At 65.9% G+C, this 18,543-nt stretch carries 11 protein-coding genes; 3 read left to right on the forward strand and 8 right to left on the reverse strand.

All coding sequences use genetic code 11. The annotated features are described in order from the left end of the window. Positions 1-122: 122 nt before the first annotated feature. The 3 genes from ACFFJK_RS15695 to ACFFJK_RS15705 form a co-directional block, all read right to left on the reverse strand. Positions 123-1,835: an alpha-amylase family glycosyl hydrolase gene (locus tag ACFFJK_RS15695; RefSeq protein WP_379680359.1), complete on the reverse strand. Its 1,713-nt coding sequence runs from the start codon at positions 1,833-1,835 to the stop codon at positions 123-125. A gap of 29 nt (positions 1,836-1,864) precedes the next feature. Next, on the reverse strand, positions 1,865-3,508 hold the full coding sequence (locus tag ACFFJK_RS15700; RefSeq protein WP_379680360.1) for an alpha-D-glucose phosphate-specific phosphoglucomutase: 1,644 nt from the start codon (positions 3,506-3,508) through the stop codon (positions 1,865-1,867). A 99-nt stretch (positions 3,509-3,607) separates the two neighbouring features. Then, complete coding sequence (locus tag ACFFJK_RS15705) at positions 3,608-4,957, reverse strand: MFS transporter (RefSeq protein WP_379680362.1); 1,350 nt, start codon at positions 4,955-4,957, stop codon at positions 3,608-3,610. A gap of 232 nt (positions 4,958-5,189) precedes the next feature. Between ACFFJK_RS15705 and ACFFJK_RS15710 the strand changes: the two genes are divergently transcribed. Then, the gene (locus ACFFJK_RS15710) at positions 5,190-6,080 is read left to right on the forward strand and encodes an alpha/beta hydrolase (RefSeq protein WP_379680364.1); all 891 of its coding nucleotides are present in this window, start codon (positions 5,190-5,192) and stop codon (positions 6,078-6,080) included. 218 nt (positions 6,081-6,298) lie between these two features. Here the strand turns inward: ACFFJK_RS15710 and ACFFJK_RS15715 are convergent, their stop codons facing one another. Beyond that, a complete protein-coding gene (locus ACFFJK_RS15715; RefSeq protein ID WP_379680366.1) occupies positions 6,299-8,110 on the reverse strand; it encodes a DEAD/DEAH box helicase in 1,812 nt (603 codons plus the stop codon). Positions 8,111-8,274: 164 nt separating this feature from the next. Then, positions 8,275-10,953: a TonB-dependent receptor gene (locus tag ACFFJK_RS15720; protein WP_379680368.1), complete on the reverse strand. Its 2,679-nt coding sequence runs from the start codon at positions 10,951-10,953 to the stop codon at positions 8,275-8,277. 540 nt (positions 10,954-11,493) lie between these two features. On the opposite strand from ACFFJK_RS15720, the gene ACFFJK_RS15725 reads away from it, so the two are divergent. Both ACFFJK_RS15725 and ACFFJK_RS15730 read left to right on the forward strand, forming a co-directional pair. Then, positions 11,494-13,413, forward strand: a complete 1,920-nt coding sequence (locus tag ACFFJK_RS15725) for a glycoside hydrolase family 13 protein (protein WP_379680369.1) — start codon at positions 11,494-11,496, stop codon at positions 13,411-13,413. After that, positions 13,410-16,313: an MGH1-like glycoside hydrolase domain-containing protein gene (locus tag ACFFJK_RS15730; RefSeq protein ID WP_379680370.1), complete on the forward strand. Its 2,904-nt coding sequence runs from the start codon at positions 13,410-13,412 to the stop codon at positions 16,311-16,313. The genes ACFFJK_RS15725 and ACFFJK_RS15730 overlap by 4 nt, the downstream gene beginning before the upstream one ends. A 15-nt stretch (positions 16,314-16,328) precedes the next feature. On the opposite strand, the gene ACFFJK_RS15735 is transcribed toward ACFFJK_RS15730, so the two are convergent. From ACFFJK_RS15735 to ACFFJK_RS15745, 3 genes are all read right to left on the reverse strand, one after another. Then, positions 16,329-17,318, reverse strand: coding sequence for a diacylglycerol/lipid kinase family protein (locus tag ACFFJK_RS15735; RefSeq protein WP_379680372.1), 990 nt, complete (start codon positions 17,316-17,318; stop codon positions 16,329-16,331). 94 nt (positions 17,319-17,412) lie between these two features. After that, positions 17,413-17,982, reverse strand: coding sequence for a GNAT family N-acetyltransferase (locus ACFFJK_RS15740; protein WP_379680373.1), 570 nt, complete (start codon positions 17,980-17,982; stop codon positions 17,413-17,415). Further along, positions 17,979-18,506, reverse strand: coding sequence for a GNAT family N-acetyltransferase (locus ACFFJK_RS15745; RefSeq protein ID WP_379680374.1), 528 nt, complete (start codon positions 18,504-18,506; stop codon positions 17,979-17,981). Before ACFFJK_RS15745 ends, ACFFJK_RS15740 begins: the two co-directional genes overlap by 4 nt. Positions 18,507-18,543 lie beyond the last annotated feature (37 nt).

The raw sequence follows: 18,543 nt of genomic DNA on the forward strand, positions 1-18,543 counted from the left end.
AAGGCGGTTCGCGCGTTGGCCGCCCACGCGTTCAACATACGGTTGAGTAAGCGCGATGCATCAATGCATGCGTGATTTGAACGCGTGGGCGGAGACCCGCCCACCCTACGAAATCTCTCGGCTCAGTCTTGCGCGATCAGGGCCACCGGCGCCGGGGTACCGAAGTCCACCTTGCCGTTCTTGACCACGGCGGTCTTGCCCGAGTACCAGTCACGCACGGTCTGGCCGTCGTTGAAGACGCCGGCCACCGGGATCGGCACCGCCTTGTCGTTCGGCAAATCGAGCGCCACCACCACGCGATCGCTCACCCCGTCCTTCTCCCAGGTGCGCTTGAAGGTATAGGGATTGGAAGCGAGCATCTGGTGCACCCCCGCTCCCACCGCCGGGTGGGCGGCGCGGAAGCGTCCCAGCTTGGCCCAGTGCTCGCGCACGTCAAGCACGCGGTAGTTGTCGCGCTGCGCGTTCTGCGCCAGCTCGTCCCAGTTCATGAACGAACGCAGCTTGGCATCGCCCTCGGCGCCTTCGATATTGAGCAGGCGCGCGGTTTCGTCGCCGTAGAAGATCTGGGCCGATCCCGGCGCCAGCATCAGCTTGTTGGCCGATTCGAAGGGCCGCAGGCGCGCCGGGTCGAACGGGCTGCCGTCGTCGTGCGAGCTGAGGTAGTTGAGTATCGAATAGCCTTTCATCGGGCCGTGCAGCACGTTCGAATAATGCGAGAACAGCTTCTCGTAGCCCTCGGCGGCATCGGTCTTCATGCTGAAGTTGATCATGCTGTCGAAACCGTTGGCCAGGTAGTCGACCTTGACGCCGCCGCCCAGGTCGTAGCTGCGGCCATGGTTGAGCGAATAGCCGTAGACCTCGGAGGTCATGAAGAACGGCAGGTTGCCCACGCGCTTGGCCGGATTGGCGCGCTTCCACTCCTCGTAGGCCAGGCTGGCTTCCTGCTTCAGCTCCTTCCATACGCCCGGCTCGGTGTGCTTGACGGTGTCGGCGCGGAAGCCGTCCACGCCGTACTTGCGCACCCAGTCGGCATGCCACTTGACCAGGTAGAAGCGCGGTGCGCGCGGGTAGCCGGTGCGCTTGAAGAAGTCGTCCAGCTCCTTCACTTCGCGCTCGTAGCGGCCTTCCTTCTTCCATTTGGCCACCAGCGACGGCGGCAGCGCCACGTTCTTGTTGCTGTTGGTGAGGATGTCCGGCAGGTTGTCCACCAGGGTGCAGTCGATGGTGGTCGGCGCATCCTTGTAGGTGCACTTCGGACCCGTGCGCACCCAGCTCGACGGCCACACCGGATCCTGCTTGGTGACCGGTCCGGTATGGTTCATCACCACGTCCAGGATCACGCGGATGCCGTGGGCGTGGGCGGTGTCCACGAAGGTGCGGAAGTCCGCTTCGGTGCCCAGGTTGGCGTCCACGGTGGTGAAATCCTTGGCCCAGTAGCCATGGAAGCCATAGGTCTTGCCGGTACCCTCGTCGGTCGCCGCATGGATCTGCTCCACCGGCGGCGTGAGCCAGATCGCGTTCACGCCCAGGTCCGTGAAATACCCTTCCTTGATCTTGGCCGTGATGCCGGCCAGGTCGCCGCCCATGAAGCCGCGCAGCTTGGCCGCGTCGTCCTTGCGGCCGTAGGCCCGGTCGTTGGCCTTGTCGCCGTTGTTGAAGCGGTCCGTCAGCAGGAAGTAGACGGTCGCGTTCTCCCAGATGAAGGGCTTGCCCGCCGGCTGGGCGGCGGTCTGGGCGGCTGCTTGTGCGGCGGCGCTGGATGCGGCACTGGACGCGGCACTGGACGCGGCACCTAAGGCGAGCAGCATGGAGGCGGCGAGGACGGGAAGTTTCATGCAGGTTCCTGTGTTGGTGGGTGGAAGGTTCAGGTGATCACGGTCGGGCTCTCCCGGCCGGTGCGCTGGCGCAGTTCGGATACGTTGTCGGCGATGGCGATCAGTTCGGACAAGGCTTCCTGGGTGCCGATGTCATGGCGCGCAGGGTCGGCTTCGTAGCGTTCGAGATAGAGGCGGATGGTCGCGCCTTCGGTGCCGGTGCCGGACAGGCGGAACACGATGCGCGAGCCGTCCACCATGGCGATGCGGATGCCCTGGCGCGTCGCCACCGAGCCGTCGACCGGATCGTTGTAGGTGAAATCGTCGGCCTCGGCGACGCGGAAGCGCCCCAGCGTCCGGCCTGCCAGTTCAGGGAGCTTCTCGCGCAGCGCGGACATCATGCGGTCGGCGGCGGTGGCGTCCACGGCTTCGTAGTCGTGGCGCGAATAATAGTTGCGGCCGAAACGGGCCCAGTGCTCGCGCACGATCTCGTCCACGGACGGGTTGCCCGACTTCGCGCGCGCCGCCAGCAGGTTCAGCCAGAACAGCACGGCCCACAGGCCGTCCTTCTCGCGGATGTGGTGCGAACCGGTGCCGTAGCTCTCTTCGCCGCACAGCGTGGCCAGGTTGGCGTCCATCAGGTTGCCGAAGTACTTCCAGCCGGTCGGGGTCTCGAAGCAGGAAATGCCGAGCGCCTCGGCCACGCGGTCGGCCGCCTGGGAGGTCGGCATCGAGCGGGCGATGCCGGTGATGCCGCCCGCGTAGCCCGGGGCCACGGTGGCGTTGGCGGCGATGATGGCCAGGCTGTCCGAGGGCGTGACGTCGATGCTGCGGCCGACGATCATGTTGCGGTCGCCGTCGCCGTCGGAGGCGGCGCCGAAGTCCGGCGCATCGGGTGCGCGCATGTGCGCGATGAGGTCGGCGGCGTTGACCGGGTTCGGGTCGGGGTGGCCGCCGCCGAAGTCTTCCAGCGGGTCGCAGTTGACCACGGTGCCGGCGGGGGCCCCGAGCATGCCTTCGATGATGGCTTTCGCATACGGGCCGGAGACCGCGTGCATGGCGTCGAAGCGCATCCGGAAGCCGCCCGCGAACAGGCCGCGGATGGCGTCGAAGTCGAACAGGCGCGCCATCAGCTCGGCGTAGTCCGCCACCGGCTCGATCACTTCGACCACCATGTTCTCGAGGCGGGTCCTGCCCACCTGGTCGAGGTCGACGGGGCCGGCATCGCTGATGCGGTAGGAAGTCAGGGCCTGGGTGTTGGCGAAGATCGCCTCGGTGATCTTTTCCGGCGCCGGGCCGCCGTTCTCGATGTTGTACTTGATGCCGAAGTCGCCGTCCGGGCCGCCCGGGTTGTGGCTGGCCGAGAGCACGATGCCGCCGAAGGCGGCGTGCTTGCGGATCACGCAGCTCACGGCCGGCGTGGACAGGATGCCGCCGCGGCCGACCAGGATGCGCGCCACGCCATGGGCGGCGGCCATGCGCAAGATGGTCTGGATCGCTTCGCGGTTGAAATAGCGGCCGTCGCCGCCGACGACCAAGGTGCGCCCCTCCCCTTCACCCAGGGTCGCAAAAATTGCTTCAACAAAATTCTCGAGGTAACCCGGCTGCTGGAACTCGGTTACTTTCTTGCGCAGGCCCGAAGTGCCGGGGCGTTGCCCGGCGAACGGCGTGGTCGGGACAGTCTGGATGGTCATGCCTCGCTCCTGTCATGATAACGTGTTGCAACATCAATGTGAAATGATGTTGATAAAACGTTACGATACGACAGGCGCGAATTCACTGGCGCGCGAGGCTTAGCTTGCCGCCTTGACGGCAGACTTGACCGGTTCGGCCCGGTCGGTGACGAACAGGGTCAGCACGGCCGCGATCAGCATGCAGGCGCCGCCCAGCACCAGGGTCTGCACGGTGTGGCCGCCGAAGAAGTGCCTGGTCACGCCGCCCAGCAGCAGGCCGCTGCAGATCTGCGGGATCACCACGAAGAAGTTGAACAGGCCCATGAAATAACCCATGCGCTTGGCCGGCAGCGAGCCCGCCAGGATCGCGTAGGGCATGGTCAGGATCGAGGCCCAGGCCAGGCCGACGCCGATCATCGGCAGCATCAGCATGTTGCGGTCGGTGATGAAGTAAATGCTTGCCAGGCTCAGGCCGCCGATGGTCAGGCAGGTGGCGTGCACGGTCTTGCGCGAGGTCGCCCGCGCAAACACCGGCAGCAGGAAGGCGGCCAGCGCCGAGACGCCGCTGTACACCGCGAACATGATGCCGACCCAGCTGCCGGCGGCCTGGAACGCCGACGACTGGGCGTCGGTGGTGCCGTAGACGTTGTCGGCGATGGCGGTGCCGGTGTAGATCCACATCGCGAACAGCGCGATCCAGGTGAAGAACTGCACGAAGGCCAGCTGCACCATGGTCTTCGGCATCTTGCCGAAGCCGCCGACGATTTCCTTCAGCGCCACGCCGAAGCTGCGCGCATGCTTGCGCTCGGCGTTGAAGGCTTCCATGTCCGCAGGCGGCTGTTCGGTCGCGGTCAGCACGGTCCAGAGCACGGCCAGGAAGAAGATGGTGCCGCCGGCGTAGAACGAGTAGCGCACGGTGTCGGGAATCATGCCGCCCACCGCTTCGTTCGACACGCCCATCGACTCGAAGAAGGCCGGCAGGAGCGAGGCGATCACCGCGCCGCAGCCGATGAAGAAGGTCTGCATCGCATAGCCGGCGGTCTGCTGCGAGGGGTCGAGCTTGTCGCCCACGAAGGCGCGGAACGGCTCCATCGAGACGTTGATGGCGGCATCCATCATCCACAGCACGGCCACGGCCATCCACAAGGCCACCGAGTTCGGCATCAGGAACAGGGCGATCGCGGCGAGCACGGCGCCGATGAAGAAGAACGGACGGCGGCGGCCCCACTTCGGATGCCAGGTGTTGTCGCTCAGGTAGCCGATGATGGGCTGCACCAGCAGGCCGGTCACCGGCGCGGCGAGCCAGTACAGGGCCAGGTTGTCGGGGTCGGCGCCGAGCGTCGAGAAGATACGGCTGGTGTTGGCGTTCTGCAGTGCGAAGCCGAACTGGATGCCGAAGAAGCCGAAGCTCATGTTCCAGAGCTGCCAGAACGACAGGCGCGGCTTGAGCACGCCGGTTTGCATATCCATGATGTCCCCAATCTGGCCCGGAACTTCCGGGCTCTCGTGTGAAGCAGGCCGGCCAATCACGGGCAACGGACAGCCTACTTTAATATGTAGCAAATGAATCTGTAGCAAAATAACATGGCGATTTCTGAGTGTCAATCGAAGAGCTGCCATAGTAGAATCGCCACAACAGAGTATGTAAATGCAGCATCTCTGTAGTCAAACAACAAAAGAATACCCACCAAGGAGACCATGCATGCGCCCTTTCCGCCACGCTTCACTTCCGTTCCTCCTGGCCGCTTTGCTGTGCGCGCCGGGCTTTGCCGCCGACAAGCCGGCGAGCTCGCCGAAGGCATCGACCGCCCTGCCCGGCGTCAGCCTGCTGGGTGAGCCCCTTCCGATGCCGGGCCTGGACCGCAAGCGCCAGGTGCGGCTGTACCTGCCGCCGAACTATGCCGCCTCCGGCAAGCGCTATCCGGTGCTCTACATGCACGACGGCCAGAACCTGTTCGACGCGGCCACCGCGTACGCCGGCGAATGGAAGGTGGACGAGACGCTCGACGCGCTGGCGAAGGAAGGCAGGCTGGAACTGATCGTGGTCGGCATCGACAATGGCCAGGACAAGCGCATGACCGAACTGAACGCCTGGAACAACGAGCGCTTCGGCCCGGGCGAGGGCAAGGAATACACCGAATTCATCGTCAAGACCCTCAAGCCGCTCATCGACGCCAGGTACCGCACCCTGCCGGGCCGCGAGCATACGGCGATCATGGGCAGCTCGATGGGCGGCCTGGCCTCGCACTACGCGCTGGCGCAGTACCCGGAAGTGTTCAGCAAGGCCGGCGTGTTCTCGCCGGCCTACTGGACCGCGCAGCCGGCATTCGGCTTCGTGGCGCACAAGCCGGTGCCGAAGGACGCGCGCGTCTTCCTGCTGATGGGCGAGAAGGAAGGCCCGCAGATGGTGGCGGATGTGAAACGCATGGCGCAGGTGGTGTACGAGACCGGGCATCCGGCGCAGAACACGGTGCTGAAGATCGTGCCGGGGGCCGGGCACAACGAGGCGTTCTGGGCGAGCGAGCTGCGCGAGGCGCTGCTGTGGATGTTTGCGCCTGCGGCAGAGGAAACGAAGGTCGCCGGCAACAGATAGCGTGACAACAAGGCTGGCTGAGCGGCCCATCAGCTTGCATGCGTTGCACCTGTTCGCACGTCATTCCCGCGCAGGCGGGAATCCAGTTTTACGTGCACCCGGCAACAGCTCGACTGCACCTGTACACACAAGAAATTGGGCTCCCGCCTCCGCGGGAGCGACGTGCCGGGGGTAGGTGGCTACGATTGCATCGAGCTTCTTCAGCTACCGAGCGCCGCTTACCCCTTGCGGTGCGGCTTCTTCGTCCCCTTCTCCGCCACGCGCCGGTCGGCGCCCGCTTTTGCGAAGCTCTTCTTCTTCGGCGCCGTGATCATCGGCTCTTCCTGGCCATCGCGGGTCATGTTCAGCTGCTGCCCCGCCACCGACACGGTTTTCAGGTGGTCGACCAGGTCCTGCGGCATGTCGTCCGGCAGGTCGATCGTGCTGTAGTCGTCGTAGATCTCGATGCGGCCCATGTACTTGGCCGGCATGTTGGCTTCGTTGGCGATGGCGCCGACGATGTTGCCCGGCTTGACGCCGTGCTGGTGGCCGACCTCGATGCGGAAGGTCGCCATGCCCGGCTCCGGCTCGCGCACCACGCGCTCCTTCTTGAAGGCCGGCTCGCGCGGCTCGCGCATTTCACGGGGTGCACGCGCAGGACGATCCTCCCAGCCGCCGGCATCCCGGCCCGATTCGCGTGGCGCGAAGTCCGGGCGCGGTTCGCGGTCCGGCTTTTCCAGCAGCAGCGGTACGTCGCCGCGGCCCAGCTTGGCCAGGGCCGCGGCGATGTCGACCGCCGGCACGTTCTGCTCACGCTCGTACTCCTCGATCAGCGAGCGGTACTGCTCCAGGCCGCCGCCAGCCAGCGTTTCGGTGATCTGGTCCTTGAACTTGGCGATGCGCACGTCGTTTACTGCCTTCACGGTCGGCAGCGACAGCGGCGACACCGGCTGGCGCGTGGCGCGCTCGATGGCCTTGAGCAGGCCGCGCTCACGCGGCGTGATGAACAGGATCGCCTCGCCACTGCGCCCCGCCCGGCCGGTGCGGCCGATGCGGTGGGTGTAGCTTTCCGGGTCCGACGGCACGTCGTAGTTGATCACGTGGCTGATGCGTTCCACGTCCAGCCCGCGCGCGGCCACGTCGGTCGCCACCAGGATGTCGATCTTGCCGTTCTTGAGCTGTTCGATGGTGCGCTCGCGCTGCTGCTGGGCCATGTCGCCGTTGATGGCGGTGGCGGCGAAACCGCGCGCCTGCAGCTTGCTCGCCAGTTCCTCGGTGCCGAGCTTGGTGCGGGCGAAGATGATCATGCCGTCGAACGGCTCCGCTTCCAGGATGCGGGTCAGCGCGTCGAGCTTCTGCATGCCGGCCACCAGCCAGTAGCGCTGGGTGATGTTTTCCGCGGTGCCGGTTTTCGCGGCGACCGTCACCTCGGCCGGGTCGCGCAGGTAGGTCTTGGCGATGCGCTTGATGGCCGGCGGCATGGTGGCCGAGAACAGCGTGGTCTGGCGCTCCGGCGGGGTCTGCTGCAGGATGTGCTCGACGTCGTCGATGAAGCCCATGCGCAGCATCTCGTCGGCTTCGTCCAGAACAAGGGTCTTGAGCATCGAGAGGTCGAGCGATCCCTTTTCGATGTGGTCGATCACGCGGCCGGGGGTGGCGACGACCACGTGCACGCCGCGGCGCAGCGCCGACAGCTGCGGGCCGTAGCTCTGGCCGCCGTAGATCGGCAGCACATGGAAACCCTTGATGTGGGCGGCGTAGCTCTGGAACGCCTCGGCCACCTGGATCGCCAGCTCGCGCGTCGGCGCCAGCACCAGCGCCTGCGGGGAAGCCTGCTTGATGTCGATGCGCGACAAGATAGGCAAGGCAAAAGCGGCGGTCTTGCCGGTGCCGGTCTGGGCCTGCCCGAGCACGTCACGGTTGGCCAGCAGCAGCGGAATGGTCGCGGCCTGGATCGGCGACGGCGTTTCGTAGCCGACCTCCTTCAGCGCTTTCAGTACGGGCGCGGAAATATTCAGGTCGGCAAACGTCGGGAGGGGGGTGTCAGACATGGGGGAATGCTCATAGGTAAGTACGAAAGCGCCAGTTTACACTGTCGCTCCGCAGGCCGGCGCAAACGGCGCGGTGCGCGCCGGCGGTAAAAAAACAAAAAGCCCTTGCAGGCATCGCTGCCTGCAAGGGTTCGTGCACGCCGCAAGTTGCGGCGAGCGGGAGATTACAGCTTGTAGTTCAGGCCGAACAGCATCTGGCGGCCGTACTTCGAGTAGCCGCGCGGACGGTCTTCGGTACCGGCGTAGCTGCGGAAGGCGGTGTCGGTCAGGTTGTTCACCTGGAACAGCACCGACAGGCCCTTGACCGACTTGAAGTCGTAACCCAGCTGCAGGTCGACGACCTTGTCGGCCTTCACGTAGGTCAGCTCGGTCGCACCGCCGATGCCGCCGATCTCGCCGACGAAGTCGCTGCGATAGCGCTGGCTGACGCGCGCCGAGAAGCCTTCGTTCTCGTAATAGGCGGTCACGTTGAATACGCGCTTCGACAGACCCGGCAGCGGGATGTTCATGCCGGCGAAGCGCTGGTCCAGGATCGTGATCTCGCTGTTGGTGAACGATGCGTTGGCAGTGACGCCGAAGCCGTTCAGCATCGGGTGGATCATGTCCAGTGGAGCCGACGCTGCCAGCTCGAGGCCCTCGATGCTGCCGCCTTCGCCGTTGCGCGGCTGGGTCATGGTGCCGATGTTCGTGGTGGCGCCAACCAGGCGGTACTCGGAGAAGTCACGCGGCGTCGTCACCGTGTAGATGTACGAAGTCAGGTCCTTGTAGAAGCCTGCCACCGACACATAGCCCTTGTTGCCAAAGTACTTTTCGTACGACAGGTCGACCTGCTTGGCGCGCCATGGATCGAGCTGGGCGTTGCCGCCGCTGCCCCATGGGGTACCGGTGCTCTGGGCGGTCAGGCCGACTTCCAGCGCGGCGTTGAGCTGGTTCAGCTTGGCGCGTGCCAGGGTCTTGCCGGCGCCGAAGCGGATGAACTGCTGCTCAGGCAGGCTCCAGGCCAGGTTCATGCTCGGCAGGTAGTCGGTATACTTCTTGCCGTCGGTCAGCGGCACCAGGTCGGCGAACGGCCAGGCGCGCAGCGTGTTGGCGGTCGAGCTCTGGTCGGTCTTGACGACCTGGATACCGATGTTACCGCGCAGTGGCATCGCCATCAGTTCGGTGTCGATGTTCAGCTTGGCGTAACCGGTCTTGACCTTCTCTTCGATGGTCCAGTTCTTGGTGGCGCCCCATGGCACCAGGATGGCCGGGGTGTACGGGCCGAAGTTCTGGCCCAGCACGCCCGGGATGTCCCAGCTCAGGGTGTTCGGCAGGCCGAACAGGTCCTGCGAACCGTTCACGACGTTCGCCGCGAAGCTGCCTTCGCCGATCTTCGAGAAACCGGTTTCCAAGTGCTGCTTTTCCTTTTCGCGCTTGGAGACGTTGAAGCCGAGCTCAAGGCTGCTGAACAGGTTGCTGTCGAACTTGCGCTCGATGCTGGCGCGGGCCGACGTCATCTCGTCGGTCATGTGCGGCGCGTTGACGTAGCCTTCGCCGAACTGGCCGCCGATGCGGATCTGCGACGGATCGTCGTAGACGCCGGTCAGGCCCAGGGTCGGGATCTGACCGCCCGCATACGAGAAGTCCAGGGTCTGGCGGGCGGCGCGGCCGGCGTTGATCTCGACCAGCTCTTCACGGTGATCGGCCTTCGAACGGCTGACGTCAACGATGCCGACCCAGTCGCCCGACGTAAAGCGGTTGTTCCAGCCGAAGGCAGTCAACTTGTCTTCGCGGGTCATGCGGTTGTTACGCACGACCGGATTGACGTTGTTGGCGATACCCTCGACCATCACGCCGTTGACAGTGCGGCGGTTGGTGAAGGTGACGTCGCCGTCGTCCTTCAGCGGGATTTCCATGCCGCGGCGGATCTCTTCCTGGTCGAAGCGCGAGTGGTACACGTCGAAGGTCGAGCTGAAGTTGCGGTTCGGGCGGAATTCGAGCACGCCCATCAGGCCGTCGCGCACCTGGTCGCCGGTAATGGCCAGGGCCTTGATGCCTTTCGGGACTTTCACGTTCGGGTTACCGCCGGAATCGACCCAGTCCCAGGTTTCGAACTGCTCGCCGACGTTCGGCTTGTCCTGGCGGGCGTAGCCGATGGCAACACCGATGGTGCGGTTTGCGAACTGGTCGATGTACGACGCGCTGACGCGGCTGCCGGTGTCGGGCGAGCCGGCACTGATCGAACCCTTCGAGTTCTTCTCGCCGCGCACGTTGACGCTGATGGTGCGCTCGCGCAGCGACAGCGGCTTGATGGTCTGCAGGTCGACCGTGCCCGACAGGCCCTGGCCGATGACACCAGCGTCCGAGGTCTTGTACACGGTGACGGCGTTGATCAGTTCCGACGGGTACTGATCGTATTCGACGGTGCGGTCCGAGCTGGTGGTGACCTGCTCGCGGCCGTTCAGCAGCGCGGTCGACAGGTCGCCCGAGGTGCCGCGGATGCTGATGGACTGGGCCTGGCCGTTGACACGCTGGGCCGACAGGCCCGGCAGACGGGCCAGCGATTCGGCGATCGACACATCCGGCAGCTTGCCGATGTCTTCAGCGGAAATGGCTTCGACAATGCCGGTCGACTCGCGCTTGACGGCGATAGCGTCTTCGATCGCGCGGCGGATACCGGTCACGGTCACGGTCGTGACAGGACCTTCGATGGTCGGCGTGGTGCTGGTACCCGTGCCCGAAGTCTGCGCATTGACGTTGCCGGCCATGGCGGCGACGAAGATGGCGCAGCCGGTAGCGACCGGGCTCAGCTGGAATGCAAGGCGAACCGGCTCAGCGGCGCGCTTGGTTGCGAAGATTTTCATTTGTCCCCTCAAAAAGACGAATAGTTTTTTCCCGAAACTACAGCGCGACAGGCAGCAGCACAGCAGCCTCAAGCAAACGGTTTTGAACGTTCTGTCAACGATTCTGTACTAAAACTAGATGCACTGTCAACGGGAGTTGCTTGACACTACGATAATGGCATGTTTTTCAGAAAATGGTCAGCGAAACACGGTTTTTGCGTTGTATTTGGGCTACAAAAATGCATATAGATAGTTGTAGTCGGACTACAAATGATCTTTTTCGGGGCATTTGTTAATGGACATGCACTCTTGCAGTGCATTTTTCGCCCTCACATGGCCTTCGGTATGCGTTAAATTCTCTAATGAAATTATATTTTCCATAAGAAATATGTACTTTGACTAGATTCGTGCGTTTGTGCGCAAAGTCGCTTCTATAGTATTCTTCGAGCAACACAACAAAGCACGGCAGTTCTTACGACACCGGGTAAGTCACAGCAACTGTAGTCTGACTACGACTCGCTATCCAGCGCGCATACCGGACGGTCGGGACGCCCCAATACCATGAGACACCTCCTCGCCAGCCTCCTGATCGGCACGGTTTCGCTTGCCGCCCACGCCCAATCCGCCGGCCAGTCGCCCGCCCGCCACCCTGCTCCCGCGCCCGCTTCCGCGATCGCCCACATGGAGCCGCCGTTCTGGTGGGCCGGCATGCGGCACAAGGGCCTGCAATTGATGGTTCACGGCGAGCGCATCGCCGAACTGGAGCCGGCCATCGCCTACCCCGGCGTGCGCATCGCCTCGGTCACCCGCGTGCCCAGCAAGAACTACCTGTTCATCGACCTGGTCATCGGCGACGACGCGAAGCCGGGCGCCTTCGACATCCGGTTCAAGGGAACGGGGCGCGAAACCAGTTACACCTACCGCCTGCTGGCGCGCGAGCCCGGCTCGGCCCAGCGCATCGGCTTCAACAGCAGCGATGCCATCTACCAGGTGATGCCGGACCGCTTCGCCAACGGCGACCCCTCCAACGACAGCACGCCCGACACGCTGGAAAAGGCCAACCGCGCCAACGGCTCCGGACGCCACGGCGGCGACATCCAGGGCATGATCGACAAGCTCGACTACATTGCCGGCATGGGCTTTACCCAGCTGTGGCCGACGCCGCTGGTCGAGAACGACATGCCGGCCTACTCGTACCACGGCTATGCGGCCACCGACCATTACCGCATCGACCCGCGCTACGGCAGCAACGAGGACTTCCGCCGCCTGTCGGTCGAGGCGAAGAAGCGCGGCATCGGCCTGATCCAGGACGTGGTGCTGTCGCATATCGGCAGCGCCCACTGGTGGATGAAAGACCTGCCGACGCCGGACTGGGTCAACTACGGCGGCAAGTTCGTGCCCACCCACCACCACCGCACGGCGGTGCAGGACCCGTATGCATCGAAGGAAGACGCCGACAACTTCCAGCGCGGCTGGTTCGTCGAGAGCATGCCCGACCTGAACCAGAGCAACCCGCTGGTGGCGAACTACCTCATCCAGAACAACATCTGGTGGATCGAGTACGCCGGGCTGTCGGGCCTGCGCATCGACACCTTCGGCTATTCGGACAGCGCCTTCCTGTCCGAGTACACGCGGCGCCTGATGGCGGAATACCCGAAGCTGAACATGGTCGGCGAAGAATGGAGCAAGCTGGTGCCGGTGGTGGCGCGCTGGCAGCGCGGCAAGGACAACTTCGACGGCTACCGCGCCTCCACCCCGAGCCTGATGGACTTCCCGGTGGCCGAAGCGATGCGCACTGCCCTGGCCGACAAGGGGAACGGCCATGCGGGCGGCAACGTGTTCACCGACGTGTACGAGACGCTGTCGCTCGACTACCTGTACCCGGAGCCGGGCAACCTGGTGCTGTTCCCGGGGAACCACGACATGTCGCGCATCTGGAGCGTGACCGGCGAAGACTTCGACAAGTACCGCATGGCCATGGTGTTCCTGATGACGATGCCGCGCATTCCCCAGTTCTACGTGGGCGACGAGATCCTGATGACCAGCGCCACGAAGGAGCGCAACGACGTCAGCTACCGCAGCGACTTCCCCGGCGGCTGGGCCGGCGACCGGGTCGATGCCTTCACGGGCAAGGGCTTGAGCAGCCAGCAGCGCGCCGCGCAGGAACTGGTGCGCAAGCTCGCCAACTGGCGCAAGGGCCAGCCGGTCATCCATCACGGCAAACTGATGCACTTCGGCCCGCGCGACAACACGTATGTGTACTTCCGCTATGACGATAAGGAGCGCGACAAGAAGACGGTCATGGTCGCCTTCAACAACAACGCGAAGGAGATGGTGCTCGACACCGGCCGCTTCCGCGAGATGCTGGGCGGCGTGGCCGGCGGCGTCGACGTCCTGAGCGGCAAGCGCTTCGAGCTGGCGAAGGAACTGCGGCTGCCGGCAAAGGCAAGCGTGATCCTTGAACTGGACCGCGCGCCATGAAGCGCCGCCTCGCCGCCACCGCCGCCCTGCTGGCCTGCCTCTCGGCAGCTGCGCAGGAAAGGGAACTGTACATCCGCGGCGGCTTCAACGGCTGGGGTACGGACAACCTTCTCGCCCCCAAGGGCAAGGGCATCTACGAAGCCGACATCCTGGTCAGCCCGGGCAACCACGCGTTCAAGGTCGGCAGCCGCGACTGGGGCGACGAATGGGTGGCGGACGCGAATCAAAGCGTGACGGTGGCGCCCGGCACCTCCTACCGGCTGGAGACCCAGCCGGGGCCGGAAGACTACCTGTTCGTGCGCCAGACCGGCACCTACCGCTTCACGGTGGACGCCTCCAATCCGGCGGCGCCGCTGCTGCGGGTGGCGCGCCTGGAAACGCCGCAGGCGGCCGCCGCCGCCGATCCGCATGCGGGCCGCCGTGCCACCGCTTCCCTGCAGTGGCCGACCTGGGACGGCAGGCAGGAAACGGCGCGCTTCTCGTCGCCCGATGTAGATTCCGAACTGCGCCGCTATACGCACTCCACGACCATGAACCTGCGCGACCCCGGTCCGCAGCACAGCGAATACGCCGAACAGAGCGGCCTGCCGCGCATCCGCACCGGCAACCTGGCCTTCGACGCGCTGTTCGCCCTGGCCGGCGCCGAGATGCGCCTCGATTCGGTCAGCCAGATCCGGGACGGCAACTACAACGGCGGCGCCGCAATCGCCTGCGAATGTTTCGCCACCGGCGAGAAGTGGCACTACGTCTGGACGCGCGACCTGTCGTACGCGGCCGACCTGGGCCTGGCCCTGCTCGACCCACAGCGGGTGCGCAATTCGCTCGATTTCAAGCTCTCCGGCTGGCGCAAGGGCCTGCCGATCGCGCCGCAAGTGGCCGGAAAGGGTGGCGCCGGCGAGGACGGCCTGCAGATCGTGCAGGACACCGGCAGCGGCGGCAGCTGGCCGGTCAGCACCGACCGCGTCACCTGGGCCTTCGCGGCCGAGGAAACCCTGCGCACCTTGGCCGCTTCCGAGCGCGCGCCGTTCGCGAAACGGGCGCTGCGGGCACTGTCGAACACCATCGAGAACGACCGCATCGCCGCCTTCGACCGGGAAACCGGCCTGTACATGGGCGAGCAGTCCTTCCTCGACTGGCGCGACCAGAGCTATGCAGCGTGGATCCCGAACGACCTGGCCTCGATGTCCAGCGCCAAGGCGCTGTCGACCAACGTCGGCCACTACCAGGCCTTGAACCTGGCCGCGCGCCTGGCGCGCGAGCACGGCGACCCCGCCCGCGCGCGCCGCTACGAGGCTTGGGCAGCAAGCCTCAAGCGCGCCATCAACGCGCAGCTGTGGCTGCCGGACGCCGGCATGTACAGCAGCCTGACGGCCGGCCACTTCGACGGCGCGCCGATGCACAAGTTCGACTGGCTGGGCCAGGCGCTGGCCATCATTACCGGCATCGCGGACGACGAACGGGCGCGCTCGATCCTGGCTCGCTACCCGCACGGCCCGATGGGTGCGCCGGTGATCTGGCCGCAGCAGCCGGACATGCCGGTGTACCACAACCGCGCGCTGTGGCCCTTCGTCACCGGCTACGGCCTGCGCGCCGCGGCGCAGGCGGGCAACGTGGCGGTGGCCGACGCCGCCTACGAGTCCCTGGTGCGCGGTGCGGCGCTGAACATGTCGAACATGGAGAACCTCGAGTGGCTCTCCGGCCAGCCGCTGCTGCTCGACGAACGCAATCCATCCTTGATCGGTCCGGTGATCAACTCGCGGCGCCAGTTGTGGTCCGTCGGAGCCTACCTGGGGATGGTGATCGAGAACGTGTTCGGGGTCTCGGTGACGGACGACGGTATCAGGCTGCAGCCTTTCGTGACCGCCAGGCTGCGGCGCGAGATGTTCGGCGCCGCCGACGACATCACCCTGCACGACCTGCGCCTGCACGGCAAGCGCATCGACGTGCGCCTGCGCCTGCCGGCGGCGAGCCGGGATGACGGCTACTACGCGGTCGAGCGCGTCCTCGTGGATGGCAAGCCCGCCGGGCGGACGATCCGCCTCGACCGGCTCGGCGCCCGCAACGACATCGAGATCGTGCTCGGCAAGCTGGTGCCGGGACAACAGGACATCCGCCGGGTGAACGACGATCCGTATGCCCCGCACGGCGCCACCTTCGGCCCGCGCGAGCCGGTCATCGCGGCGCTGCAGTACCGGGCCGGGGCGGCCACGCTGGCCATCGCGCCGGGCGGCGCCGGGCAGGACGTGGTCTACAGCGTGTACCGCGACGGCAAGCGCGTGGCCGACGGCCTGTCAGCCGGCGCCTGGACCGACCGCACGGCAAGCGCCACTGCCTGCTATGCCGTGGAAGCGCGTTTCGCCGCCACGGGCAACCGCAGCCACCACAGCATCCCGCGCTGCGTCGATGCCGGCATCGAGATTCCGGTAACCGACCCGCGCACGGTCTCGAACCTGGAACCGAGCCCGCCGAACGCACGCTTCGCGGCGCCGCACCTGGCGGCCTGGGGCCAGCCGGGCGACCGCTTCGCCGTGGAGCGCATCGACGTGGCCGCGCCCGGCACGTACCAGGTGCAGGTGCGCTACCACAACGCGGCGAACCAGGTGAACCTGGGGATCAGCGGCGGCGTCAAATGGCTGGCCGTGAAGGATGCCGCCGGCCGGACCGTGGCCGAGGGCGTGGTACAGCTGCCGCACGCCCCGCTGTCCAAGGCCGCTACCCCGTCGGTGTATTCGACGCCGCTGGCGGCACGGCTGAACGCTGGCCGCTACCGCATCGAGATGAGCGACTTCTACAACATGAGCTATCTCGAGAGCAACAGCACGTTCAGCGCGGCGGGCGGCCTGACGGGGCCATCGAACCGGTTCGACATCCATGGGGTACGGCTGCTGCGGGTGCGGTGACGGACGCGGCGGCCCTCAGGCTGCTTCGTCCTCGCTCGGGACCGGCCGTGCTTGCTTGCGCGACGGTCCCTGCACCATCAGCGCGAGCCGTCCTTCGAGCACGCGGAACTCGAGCGGCATCGCCATCTGCGTCACTTCGCCGTCGGCTGCCACCTTCATGCGCCTGCGGCCATAGACGGCCGGCGTGCGCACGGTCAGGCGCCTGAAGGCGAAGGCTTCGACGTCGTCCGCGCTGCCCAGCTTCCCGAACATGCCGCGCACCAGCAGGGTCAGCAGACCCAGCTTGCCCATCGGGCGTGGGGCGATCGCGACCAGTTGCCCCTCCTCCACCGCCTCGATCAGGCCATCGCGCATGCCGACCTGTTCCAGTTGCAGGCGATTGTTTCCTACAAACAGAGTTGTTGTGCGCAAACGCCGTTCCTTGCCCTCGAGTTCCAGCGTGATGCGCAGGTGGCGGTGCGGGCGCAGCGCGATCTTGAGCGCCGAGAAGAAGGCGACCACCCGGCTGCGGCCGTAATGGCGCTTGTCGTGCTCGCGTTCTTCGAGCAGCTTCGGATACAGGCCGACGCTGGCATTGACGAGGAAGATCTTGTTGTTGAGCAGTCCCACCTGCACCGGCCGTACGTGGGCGCGCAGCAAGGAATACACGGCTTCGGTCAGGTCTTCCGGAATGCCGTGGGTGCGGCCGAAATAGTTGAAGGTTCCTTGCGGCAGCACGCCGAAGGTGCAGCCGGCCAGCACGGCTTCGTGCGCCACCGTGTTGATGGTGCCGTCCCCGCCCGCCGCGACCAGGATGCCGTCCTCGGCCCTGGCGCGCGCCGCCATGTCGCGCGCGATCGTGGACAGGCGCGAGGGGTCGTCGATCAGTTCCAGGTGGCAGGCTCGGTTGGCGGCGGCCAGCACGCGCTCGATGGTCGAGCGGCGCAGGTCGGTTTCGGCATGGCCCGACCCTGCATTGAGGACAATGAAAAACGGCGCGTCGGGACGCGGCTCGGTGATCGGCATCGAAGGCTCGGTCGGTCAATGGGAGTGGACGATTTGCAACGCAATCCTACCACCGGCGGGCGCCGCGCCGCGTTACCGGTGCGCCACGCGTGCGCTACCCCTGTGCTACCTGAGCGGGAAGCAGGTCCATCCGGTACAGGTTCAGGGCCGGCTCGCCCGCCGCCAGTACCCTTGCCCCTTCGAAACGCATGCCGAGCTTGCGCAGCAGCGCGATCGAGGCGGTGTTGCCCGGCGTGGTGATGGCCGCCAGCCGCGGGATGCCGAGCGACCGCGCATGCGCCACCACCGCCTGCGCGGCCTCGAATGCGTAGCCCTGCCCGCGATGGCGCGACAGGAAGGCATAGCCGATATCGACGTCCTCGAGCGCGTCGCGCTTGATCAGGCCGCACAGCCCGAGCGGCACCCCGCCGTCGAGCAGCTCCACCATGTACATCGAGTGGCCGCGCGCGCGCTGCATCGCCACCGGGCCCTCTTCGATCGACTTCACGGCCGCCTCGATGGTGCGCACGCCACGGTCGCCGATGTGCTCGATGAAGGCGGGATCGTTGAGCAGCTCGAGGTAGACGGGGGCATCGCGCGTCTCGACCAGGCGCAGGCGCAGGCGCCCGGTACGCCCCAAGTCCGGCAGCGTTCCCGGTGGAGTCGCCGGCGCGGCCACGCTCATGCGTCGACCGTCGGCCAGTGATCCGGGTCCTGCAGCAACTGGTACATGACGTAGGCGTCCACGTAGCCCAGGCGCTTGTGCCGGTAGGCCTTGGGCAGGGTGCCGACGATCGAGAAACCGAGTTTTTTCCAGAGCCGGATGGCGGCGGTGTTGGTGCTCACCACGTGATTGAACTGCATCGCGAGAAAGCCCTGGCGGCGCGCCTCGCCGAGGCAGTGCTCGCCCAGCATGCGGCCCACGCCGGCCCCTTGCGCCGAAGGGCTGACCATGAACGAGGCGTTGGCTACGTGGTGGCCGCGCCCGACCTGGTTCGGCACCAGCCGGTACATGCCCAGCACGCGCGCGCCGCCGGCGGTCGCGACGAAGCTGCTCACGCCCGGCCCGAGCCAGTAGGCATGGCCGGCCTCGCGCGAGGTCGCCGTGGTGAACGGATAGGTTTCGCCGGCCACGACGTGGGCGCAGAAGATGCTCCACATCGACTCGAAATCTTGCTCGTCGGCGGGACGGATCTGGATATCTTTCACGGTAGTGGGACGCTTTTGCCGAAGCTGAAAGCGGACT

This window comes from Massilia consociata (assembly GCF_042432755.1).
Lineage (GTDB): Bacteria > Pseudomonadota > Gammaproteobacteria > Burkholderiales > Burkholderiaceae_D > Telluria > Telluria consociata.